General features: G+C 52.7%; 1 rRNA gene. It reads left to right on the forward strand.

Features of this window, described 5'->3' with window-relative positions:
* Positions 1–1,397, forward strand: a 23S ribosomal RNA gene (locus BM099_RS20210); the annotation flags it as partial.
* Positions 1,398–1,426 lie beyond the last annotated feature (29 nt).

The raw sequence follows: 1,426 nt of genomic DNA on the forward strand, positions 1-1,426 counted from the left end.
TAAGACTGAGAACTGATGACGAGGTCCCTTGAGGACTGAAGTTGTTGATGCCATGCTTCCAGGAAAAGCTTCTAAGCTTCAGGTTATAACGAACCGTACCCCAAACCGACACAGGTGGTCAGGTAGAGAATACTAAGGCGCATGAGAGAACTCGGGTGAAGGAACTAGGCAAAATGGTGCCGTAACTTCGGGAGAAGGCACGCTGCTGGCGGTGACGGGCTTTACGCTCTGAGCTGCTGGCAGTCGAAGATACCAGGTGGCTGCGACTGTTTATTAAAAACATAGCACTGTGCAAACACGAAAGTGGACGTATACGGTGTGACGCCTGCCCGGTGCCGGAAGGTTAATTGATGGGGTTAGCTTCGGCGAAGCTCTTGATCGAAGCCCCGGTAAACGGCGGCCGTAACTATAACGGTCCTAAGGTAGCGAAATTCCTTGTCGGGTAAGTTCCGACCTGCACGAATGGCGTAACGATGGCCACACTGTCTCCACCCGAGACTCAGTGAAATTGAAATCGCAGTGAAGATGCTGTGTACCCGCGGCTAGACGGAAAGACCCCGTGAACCTTTACTATAGCTTCACAGTGGACTTTGACATTACTTGTGTAGGATAGCTGGGAGGCTTTGAAGCATGGTCGCTAGATCGTGTGGAGCCAATCTTGAAATACCAGCCTGGTACTGTTGAGGTTCTAACTCTGTTCCCTTATCGGGATCGAGGACATTGTGTGGTGGGTAGTTTGACTGGGGCGGTCTCCTCCCAAAGAGTAACGGAGGAGCACGAAGGTACCCTCAGCATGGTCGGAAATCATGCATTGAGTGCAAGCGCATAAGGGTGCTTAACTGCGAGACAGACACGTCGAGCAGGTACGAAAGTAGGTGCTAGTGATCCGGTGGTTCTGTATGGAAGGGCCATCGCTCAACGGATAAAAGGTACTCCGGGGATAACAGGCTGATTCCTCCCAAGAGTTCACATCGACGGGGGAGTTTGGCACCTCGATGTCGGCTCATCACATCCTGGGGCTGAAGCCGGTCCCAAGGGTATGGCTGTTCGCCATTTAAAGTGGTACGCGAGCTGGGTTTAGAACGTCGTGAGACAGTTCGGTCCCTATCTGCCGTGGGCGTTTGAGATTTGAGAAGAGTTGCTCCTAGTACGAGAGGACCGGAGTGAACGAACCTCTGGTGTTCCGGTTGTCACGCCAGTGGCATTGCCGGGTAGCTACGTTCGGACGGGATAACCGCTGAAAGCATCTAAGCGGGAAGCCCCCTTCAAGATGAGATCTCGCTGGGAACTTGATTCCCCTAAAGAGCCGTTTAAGACTAAGACGTTGATAGGCTGGGTGTGGAAGCGCTGCGAGGCGTTGAGCTAACCAGTACTAATTGCTCGTGAGGCTTGACCATATAACGCCAAAGGCGTGTGGGAAGCATGT

Origin of the sequence: Neptunomonas qingdaonensis, assembly GCF_900113275.1 — a bacterium.
Lineage (GTDB): Bacteria > Pseudomonadota > Gammaproteobacteria > Pseudomonadales > Balneatricaceae > Neptunomonas > Neptunomonas qingdaonensis.